We start from the raw sequence: 8,816 nt of genomic DNA, 5'->3' as shown, positions 1-8,816 counted from the left end.
CTGCTGGTGATCGTCGTCCGGGGTGTCCGGCGTACCGATGATGCGCTCCGCCTCTGCCACGTGAGTCCCTCAGCCTAGGTACCTGACTGGGCACGAGACTACGGCACGGCGGGGCGCCCTCAGGAGCGGCGTTCCTGCTTCTGCTTGCACTCCACGCACAGCGTCGCCCTCGGGAACGCCTGCATCCGGGCCTTGCCGATGGGATTGCCGCAGTTCTCGCACAGACCGTAGGTGCCCGCGTCCAGCCGTTCCAGGGCGCGCTCGGTCTGGGTGAGCATCTCGCGCGCGTTGGCGGCCAGCGCCAGTTCGTGCTCGCGCGTGATGTTCTTGGTGCCGGTGTCGGCCTGGTCGTCGCCGGCGCCGTCCCCGGAGTCCCGCATCAGGCCGACCAGGGACGCCTCGGAGGAGCTGATCTCCGCCCGCAGCCGCTCCAGCTCGGACTGCAGCTCCGCGCGCGCCTCGTCGGCCTCCTCCGGGGACCAGGGGTCCTCGCCGGGGCGCACCGCCAGTTCGCCGGGCTCCGCCGCGCCCGCCCGCGCCTTGGGAACGGCGGTCTGTTCCGCCGTGGCCGTGCCAGGAGTCTTCTTCGCAACCACCGTCGTGGCTCCCGTCTGCTTGGCGGCCCGCGCCGCGCCCGCTTTCTTGGCCGTGCTCTCGTGCGCCGCCGCCCGCGCCGCGGCCGTCCCCGCGGCGGCTTCCTCGGGGACGGCGGTCTTCCCGGCGACGCTCTTCCCGGCCGTCGCCGCCGGGACGACCGCCTTCTTCGTGGCCCCCTTGTCCGTGGCCCCCCTCTTCGTGGCCGCGGCCTTCTTCGCGACCGGGTCCGCACCCGCTGTCTTCTTCCCCACCGCCTTCTTCCCAGCCGCCGCCTTCTTGCCAACCGCGGCCTTCCCGCCGGCCGCCGTCTTCTCGCCGACCGGCTTCTGCTTGCCGTTCGCCGTGTTCTCGGCGACGGCCGTCCTCGCCCCGGAAGCCGACTCCTTCACGGCCTTCGCGAGCTTCGCGCTCTCCGCGCTCTTCGTGCTTTTCGCACTTTTCGCGTTCTGCGCGTTCTTCGCGGCCTTGGTGTCCTTCGCGGCCGTCTTCGAAACGGCCGTCCGGGGCGGGGCCGTCCGGTCCGGGGCGGTCCTGTCGGGGGCCGCCCTCCCGGCGGCAGGCCGCGCGCCGGTCTTCCCGGTCGCCGGCTGCTGTACGGCGGTCTTCTTCGCCACCATGGCCGCGGCCCCTTCACATATTGTGATCTTGCTCGCGAATCGTGCTGGGACGATAAATCGACTTGGGTCCCGCGGCAACGGGGCACACCGCCCGATTCGCCCGCCCGCACCCCCCGAGCCACGGGCCTGCATCCGTTGTGCCCAGCTCCCCGCCGGGTAATCCGCCCGCCCCGGGCCGGCCGGGACCGGCGCCGGCGCCCCTCGCCATTCGGGGCACCCGGCCCGCTCGCCGGCCGCCCGTCCCCGCCCCGGGGAAAACCGGTCCGCCGCTGTCCGCGCGGCGCCGTACACTGGGCGGAGCGAGAAGCGTGGATGGGGACGAGTAGCGGCGTACGCAGCCCAGAGCGACCCGGGGACGGTGTGAGCCCGGGGGCGAGCGCGACGTGAAGATCACCCCGGAGCCGCCGGAAGAAAGCCGCAGCCGCAGGGTCACGGCGAGTAGAACCGGCTTCGCGAGCCCAATGAGGGGGCTCACCGGCGCGTACGGCGTGCCGGGGGCCAAGGAGGGTGGTACCGCGGGAGCGCGCCGCACACGGCGTACACAGGATCGAAGGCTCTCGTCCCTCCGACGGAAGGCAGCAAGTCCGTTGGAGGATGCTCGCAGATGACAGCGCCGACGTACCGCCAGGTGCCCGCACAGGTCGACCTGCCCGCTCTTGAGCACGCCGTGCTCGACTTCTGGCGCGAGCAGAAGATCTTCGCCAAGAGCCTGGAGCGGTCCGAGGGCCGCCCGGAGTGGGTGTTCTACGAGGGCCCGCCCACCGCCAACGGCATGCCCGGTGCCCACCACATCGAGGCGCGCGTCTTCAAGGACGTCTTCCCCCGCTTCCGCACCATGCGCGGCTACCACGTGGCCCGCAAGGCCGGCTGGGACTGCCACGGCCTGCCCGTCGAGCTGGCCGTCGAGAAGGAGCTGGGCTTCTCCGGCAAGCAGGACATCGAGGCGTACGGCATCGCCGAGTTCAACGCCAAGTGCCGCGAGTCCGTGACCCGGCACACCGACGCGTTCGCCGAGCTGACCACCCGCATGGGCTACTGGGTCGACCTGGACGACGCCTACCGCACGATGGACCCCGAGTACGTGGAGTCCGTGTGGTGGTCGCTGAAGCAGATCTTCGGCAAGGGCCTGCTGGTCCAGGACCACCGCGTCGCCCCCTGGTGCCCGCGCTGCGGCACCGGCCTGTCCGACCACGAGCTGGCGCAGGGCTACGAGACGGTCGTCGACCCGTCCGTGTACGTCCGCTTCCCGCTCACCTCCGGTCCGCTCGCCGGCCAGGCCGCGCTCCTGGTGTGGACGACGACCCCCTGGACGCTGGTGTCCAACACGGCGGTCGCCGCGCACCCGGAGGTCACCTACGTCGTCGCGACCGACGGCGAGGAGAAGCTCGTCGTCGCCGAGCCGCTGCTCGCCAAGGCGCTCGGCGAGGGCTGGGAGAGCACGGGCCAGACCTTCACCGGCGCCGAGATGGAGCGCTGGACGTACCAGCGCCCCTTCGAGCTGGTGGAGTTCCCGGAGCCCGCGCACTTCGTGGTGAACGCCGACTACGTCACCACCGAGGACGGCACGGGTCTGGTCCACCAGTCCCCGGCCTTCGGTGAGGACGACCTCAAGGTCTGCCGCTCCTACGGCCTGCCGGTCGTGAACCCGGTCCGCCCGGACGGCACCTTCGACGCGGACGTCCCGCTGGTCGGCGGCGTGTTCTTCAAGAAGGCGGACGAAAAGCTCACCGAGGACCTGTCGCAGCGCGGCCTCCTCTTCAAGCACCTGCCGTACGAGCACAGCTACCCGCACTGCTGGCGCTGCCACACCGCGCTGCTCTACTACGCGCAGCCCTCCTGGTACATCCGCACGACGGCCGTCAAGGACCGGCTGGTCCGGGAGAACGAGAAGACCAACTGGTTCCCCGAGACGGTCAAGCACGGCCGGTACGGGGACTGGCTGAACAACAACATCGACTGGGCGCTGTCCCGCAACCGCTACTGGGGCACCCCGCTGCCGATCTGGCGCTGTGCGGAGGACCACCTCACCTGCGTCGGCTCCCTCACCGAGCTGAGCGAGCTGACCGGCACCGACCAGTCCGGCCTCGACCCGCACCGCCCGTACATCGACGAGGTCACCTTCACCTGCCCGCACGAGGGCTGTTCCCTCGAAGCGGTGCGCGTGCCCGAGGTGATCGACGCCTGGTACGACTCCGGTTCGATGCCGTTCGCGCAGTGGGGCTACCCGTACAAGAACAAGGAGCTGTTCGAGAGCCGGTACCCGGCCCAGTTCATCTCCGAGGCCATCGACCAGACCCGCGGCTGGTTCTACACGCTGATGGCCGTCGGCACGCTCGTCTTCGACAAGTCGTCGTACGAGAACGTGGTCTGCCTCGGCCACATCCTGGCCGAGGACGGCCGCAAGATGTCCAAGCACCTGGGCAACATCCTCCAGCCGATCCCGCTGATGGACGAGCACGGCGCGGACGCGGTGCGCTGGTTCATGGCGGCCGGCGGCTCCCCGTGGGCCGCGCGCCGGGTCGGCCACGGCACCATCCAGGAGGTCGTCCGCAAGACGCTGCTGACCTACTGGAACACGGTCGCCTTCCAGGCGCTGTACGCCCGTACGTCGGGATGGGCGCCGTCCGCCGCGGACCCGTCGCCGGCCGACCGCCCGGTGCTGGACCGCTGGCTGCTGTCCGAACTGCACGCGCTGACCGACCAGGTGACCCAGGCGCTGGAGGCCTACGACACCCAGCGCGCCGGCAAGCTGCTGTCCGCGTTCGTCGACGACCTGTCCAACTGGTACGTCCGCCGCTCGCGCCGCCGCTTCTGGCAGGGTGACAAGGCCGCGCTGCGCACGCTGCACGAGGTGCTGGAGACGGTCACCAAGCTGATGGCGCCGATCACCCCGTTCATCACCGAGCGGGTGTGGCAGGACCTGGTCGTCCCGGTCACCCCGGGCGCGCCGGAGTCCGTGCACCTGGCCGCCTGGCCGGAGGCCGACCTGTCGGCGATCGACCCGGAGCTGTCCCGGCAGATGGTGCTGGTCCGCCGGCTGGTGGAGCTGGGCCGCGCCACCCGCGCGGAGTCCGGCGTCAAGACCCGTCAGCCGCTGTCCCGCGCGCTGATCGCGGCCACCGGGTTCGAGTCCCTGGACCCGGAGCTGCACACGCAGATCACCGAGGAGCTGAACGTCTCCTCCCTGGCGTCCCTGTCCGAGGTCGGCGGCAGCCTGGTCGACACCACCGCCAAGGCCAACTTCCGGGCGCTGGGCAAGCGGTTCGGCAAGCGGGTGCAGGACGTGGCGAAGGCCATCGCGGGCGCCGACGCCGCCGCGCTGTCCCTCGCGCTGCGGCAGGGCACGGCGTCCGTGGAGGTCGACGGTGAGACCATCACCCTCGCCCCGGACGAGGTGATCATCACGGAGACTCCGCGCGAGGGCTGGTCGGTGGCCTCCGACTCCGGTGCCACGGTGGCGCTGGACCTGGAGATCACCGAGGAGCTGCGGCAGGCGGGCCTGGCCCGGGACGCGATCCGGCTGATCCAGGAGGCCCGCAAGAACAGCGGCCTGGACGTCGCCGACCGGATCGCGCTGCGCTGGACCTCCACGGACCCGGCGGTCGTCGCGGCCCTGGCCGAGCACGCCGGTCTGATCGCCGACGAGGTCCTCGCGACCGACTTCGCCCAGGGCGAGGCCGACGGCGGCTACGGCGAGCCGTTCACCGACGAGGGTCTGTCGCTGACGTTCCGCCTGCGCAAGGCGTAGCCGCCGGACGGCCAAAAGGCCCGGTCCCCTGTGGGGGGCCGGGCCTTCGGTGTCAGGCAAGAGCGGGTGCGCCGGGGCGGGCCGGATTCGAACCGGCGTCCTCCTAGATGCCATCGAGGCGCGACGACCATCTGCGCTACGCACCCCGGCGCACGGGCAAGGCTACCCGAAAACGATCACCGCGGCTCCAACGGCTCGGAGGAGCGCGGTCGGTACGGCGCGTACGCCGTGAGCCCGTTGCCCACTCCCGTCCGCCCGCGCGCCCCGGGCCAGACCGCGCCCCCGAAGGGCTCCCGCACGCCCCGCGCACGGGATCGCGGCCGCGCGAGGAAGCGCGACCACAGCCGCGGCACCTCAATCGGCGCCAGGGGAAGCAGATTCCGCACAAAAGGGCGCGGCCCCGGATCGTAACCCGGGGCCGCGCCCTGAATGCTGCCGACGCTCAAGGCGTCCTACACACCATGCCCGGTGCTCAGTTGTCGTCCTCGTCGATCAGGAACCCGCGCATCGGCGAGGGAGCCTGGCCCATCGGGGACGGACCCTGCGGACGGACCGGGGCCATGGGCTGCGTCATGGCCGGGGTCATCTGCTGCTGGCCGCCGTAGGACGGACCGGACGGGGCCTGCGAACCGCCCATCGACTGGTTGCCGCCGTAGGACGGGGCACCGGCGCCGGCCGGAGCCATGGAGGGCGTCGGGGACGGCGGCAGCGAGGCGGCGGCCGGGGTGCGCGGCGGGGCCAGCGAGTCGTCGGCCTGGGTCTCCAGCTGACGCAGCTGCGACTCCAGGTACGACTTCAGCCGCGTGCGGTACTCGCGCTCGAAGCCGCGCAGGTCCTCGACCTTGCGCTCCAGCGTGGCGCGCGCGGACTCCAGGGAGCCCATGGCCACGCGGTGCTTCTCCTGCGCGTCCCGCTCCAGGGCGTCGGCCTTGGCACGGGCGTCACGCTCCAGACCCTCGGCGCGGCTGCGGGCCTCGCCGACGATCTTGTTGGCCTCGGAGCGGGCCTCGGCGATCGCCTGGTCGGCGGTCTGCTGGGCCAGCGAGAGGACACGGGCGGCGCTGTCGCCACCGGGGCCCTGACCGGGGCCACCCATCGGACCGCCCATGGGGCCACCCATGGGACCGCCCATCGGGCCGCCCATCTGCTGCTGCATGGGCGGCTGACCGCCCATCGGGCCCTGACCCATCGGACCCTGGCCCATCGGGCCGGGACCCTGCGGGCCGCCCTGACCGCCGGGGCCGGCGGGCAGCTGCTGGGCACCGCTCGGCAGCTGGGGCGGACCACCCATGGGGCCGCCCATCTGCTGCTGCGGCGGGCCCGATATCCCGGCGGGCACCGGCTGGCCGGGACCTCGCATGCCCTGCTGCTGCTGAGGGTGTTGCTGCTGCGGGTGTTGCTGCTGCTGGTCCTGCTCCGGAGGCTTGCGCGCGTTCTGCTGGTTCTGCGCGGCGGCTCGCGTCGCGGCGGCCAGCTTGGCGCGCAGGTCCTCGTTCTCCCGGAGCAGACGGGTCAGTTCGGCTTCGACCTCGTCGAGGAAGGCATCGACCTCGTCCTCGTCATAGCCTTCTCGGAGGCGGACGGTCGTGAACTGCTTGTTCCGCACGTCCTCGGGGGTCAACGGCATCTCTTCACCTCAACGTAGTCATCGGCAGTCGGCAAGACCGGATCGCCCACCCTCATCTCACGAAACCCTGCACGATGGAGATGAGAATGTAGACGATGATCATCAGTACGAAGAAGGACAGGTCGAGCGCCACGCCCCCGAGACGCAGCGGCGGGATGAACCGCCGCAGAAGCTTCAGCGGTGGATCGGTGACAGTGTAGGTGGCCTCCAGAACGACCACCATCGCCTTGCCGGGTTGCCACGAGCGGGCGAACTGGAAGACGTAGTCCATGACCAGCCGGAAGATGAGGATGACGAGGAACACCATCAGCGCGATGTAGATCACCTGCGCGAACACGCTCATGGCCTGCGGTTCCCTCTCCCCTGTCCATGCTTTTCCGTGCTTCGGTCCTGCGTTGCGTCTCAGCTCTGGTTGAAGAACCCGCCCTCTGCGATGCGGGCCTTGTCCTCCGCCGTGACATCGACGTTAGCAGGAGACAACAGGAACACCTTCTGCGTCACCCGTTCGATGCTGCCGTGAAGACCAAACACCAAACCGGCCGCAAAGTCGACAAGTCGCTTCGCGTCTGTGTCATCCATCTCGGTCAGATTCATGATCACCGGGGTGCCCTCACGGAAGTGTTCCCCGATGGTACGGGCCTCGTTGTAGGTCCGCGGGTGAAGCGTGGTGATTCGGTAAGGCTCTCGTTCCGACACAACCTTGGGCATGATCACCGGCGCGTTCTTCTCCAGGGACTGGCGTTCTTGTGTGATGGATGCCACGGGCGCGATGCGCGCCGGACGTCCGGATTCCGCGGCGAGCGAAGTCGAACGGGAAACCGGTTCGCGAGGCGCGGGCGGCTGCACGATCCGCACCTCTTCGTCCCTTTGGGGCGAATGCGTACCGTGCGGCTGATGTGGCGGTTCGTGCCGCCGGTGGTCCCGCTCGGGCTCCGGGTCCAGCTCCGGCTCGAAGTCGTCGTCGGGGTCGAATCCACGGCCGTCGTACCCATCGTCCTCCACGAGGCCGAGGTAGACCGCCATCTTGCGCATCGCGCCGGCCATGCTCTGAGTCCTCCGCTCTGTGGTGGATCGGCTGACGACTGCCAAGTGCCCGCGATCCACGTGGTCGTTGTGCCCAACTTCACGGGCATTGACCATATTTTCTGCTGTGGTCCGACTTCTTGGCGACGTTACCCGAGCCTGGGTCGGACTCCGAGTACCGCGGTGCCAATGCGCACATGTGTCGCCCCGGCCGCCACGGCCTGCTCGAGGTCCGCGCTCATCCCTGCCGACACCATGGTTGCAGCCGGATGAGCCCGGCGCAGGTCGGTCGACAAATCCATGAGCCGCTCGAACGCCGCCTGTTCGCGTCCCGCGTACTCCCCGGTGAGCGGGGCGACGGTCATCAGTCCGTCGAGCCGCAGCCCGGGCGCGTCGGCGACGAGGTCGGCCAACTCTTCGATTCCGCCCGGGGCCACGCCACCGCGGTCGCCCCGGCCGTTCGCCCCGGCGTCGAGCGCGACCTGGAGCAGACAGCCCACCTCGCGCCGAGCCCGCACCGCCTCCTTCGACAGCGCGGTGACGAGCCGTGCACGGTCGACCGACTGCACGACATCGGCGTAACCGACCACGGAACGCACCTTGTTGGTCTGCAACTGACCGACAAAGTGCCACTTCAGTGGCAGATCCGCACAATCGGCGGCCTTCGGGGCCGCCTCCTGGTCGCGGTTCTCGGCGACATGGCGCACACCGAGCTCCGACAGGATCCGCACATCGCTCGCCGGGTGGGTCTTGGTGACCACGATCAGGGTCACCTCCTCCCGCTTGCGCCCCGCCGCCACACACGCGGCGGTGATGCGTTCCTCCACCTTCGCCAGATTGGCGGCGAGTTCGGTCTTACGGTCCGTCATGCCCTATCAGTCCAGCCAGACATAGCCGGCGAGCCGCCCGGTGGTGCGGTCGCGGCGGTACGAGAAGTGATCCTTCGACTCCAGCGTGCACACCGGCGTTCGCGCCCGGTCGCACACCCCGAGCCGGTCGAGCTGCGCGTGCACCCCGGCGTTCACATCCACCGCCGGCGTGCCCCAGCTCGTCTCGGCGTGCGCCGCCGGCTCCACGGCGGCCACCTCGGCGCGCATCGCCTCCGGCACCTCGTAGCACCGGCCGCACACGGCCGGTCCGGTGCGGGCGACGATCCGGCCCGGCTGGAACGGAACGCTGGGGACACGCCGGGACTTCCTTTCTC

At 70.6% G+C, this 8,816-nt stretch carries 7 protein-coding genes; 1 reads left to right on the top strand and 6 read right to left on the bottom strand.

Annotation, left to right across the window (positions count from 1 at the left end):
• Nucleotides 1-119 precede the first annotated feature (119 nt).
• Nucleotides 120-1,214 carry a TraR/DksA C4-type zinc finger protein gene (locus H5J33_RS14770; RefSeq protein WP_181795372.1) on the bottom strand — a complete coding sequence of 365 codons (1,095 nt, stop codon included), beginning with the start codon at nucleotides 1,212-1,214 and terminating at the stop codon, nucleotides 120-122.
• Between the two features lie 604 nt (nucleotides 1,215-1,818).
• Here H5J33_RS14770 and ileS point away from each other — a divergent pair.
• On the top strand, nucleotides 1,819-4,962 hold the full coding sequence (gene ileS / locus H5J33_RS14765) for an isoleucine--tRNA ligase (RefSeq protein WP_181795371.1): 3,144 nt from the start codon (nucleotides 1,819-1,821) through the stop codon (nucleotides 4,960-4,962).
• 472 nt (nucleotides 4,963-5,434) lie between these two features.
• Here the strand turns inward: ileS and H5J33_RS14760 are convergent, their stop codons facing one another.
• The 5 genes from H5J33_RS14760 to H5J33_RS14740 all read right to left on the bottom strand — a co-directional run.
• Nucleotides 5,435-6,589, bottom strand: a complete 1,155-nt coding sequence (locus H5J33_RS14760; RefSeq protein WP_181795370.1) for a DivIVA domain-containing protein — start codon at nucleotides 6,587-6,589, stop codon at nucleotides 5,435-5,437.
• Between the two features lie 52 nt (nucleotides 6,590-6,641).
• Nucleotides 6,642-6,932 (bottom strand): YggT family protein, encoded by a 291-nt coding sequence (locus H5J33_RS14755; protein ID WP_030605475.1) that lies wholly within the window; start codon nucleotides 6,930-6,932, stop codon nucleotides 6,642-6,644.
• A gap of 59 nt (nucleotides 6,933-6,991) precedes the next feature.
• Nucleotides 6,992-7,633, bottom strand: a complete 642-nt coding sequence (locus H5J33_RS14750) for a cell division protein SepF (RefSeq protein ID WP_181795369.1) — start codon at nucleotides 7,631-7,633, stop codon at nucleotides 6,992-6,994.
• 128 nt (nucleotides 7,634-7,761) lie between these two features.
• Entirely contained in the window at nucleotides 7,762-8,481 is a 720-nt protein-coding gene (locus H5J33_RS14745; protein WP_181795368.1) for a YggS family pyridoxal phosphate-dependent enzyme, read from the bottom strand.
• A gap of 6 nt (nucleotides 8,482-8,487) precedes the next feature.
• Nucleotides 8,488-8,816, bottom strand: a 329-nt coding sequence (locus H5J33_RS14740; protein ID WP_181795367.1) for a laccase domain-containing protein, incomplete at its 5' end; no start/stop codon positions are given.

Origin of the sequence: Streptomyces sp. WELS2, from assembly GCF_013870595.1 — a bacterium.
Lineage (GTDB): Bacteria > Actinomycetota > Actinomycetes > Streptomycetales > Streptomycetaceae > Streptomyces.
Note: the sequence above shows the minus strand (reverse complement) of the source record. Positions and strands in the feature narration are given on the sequence as shown.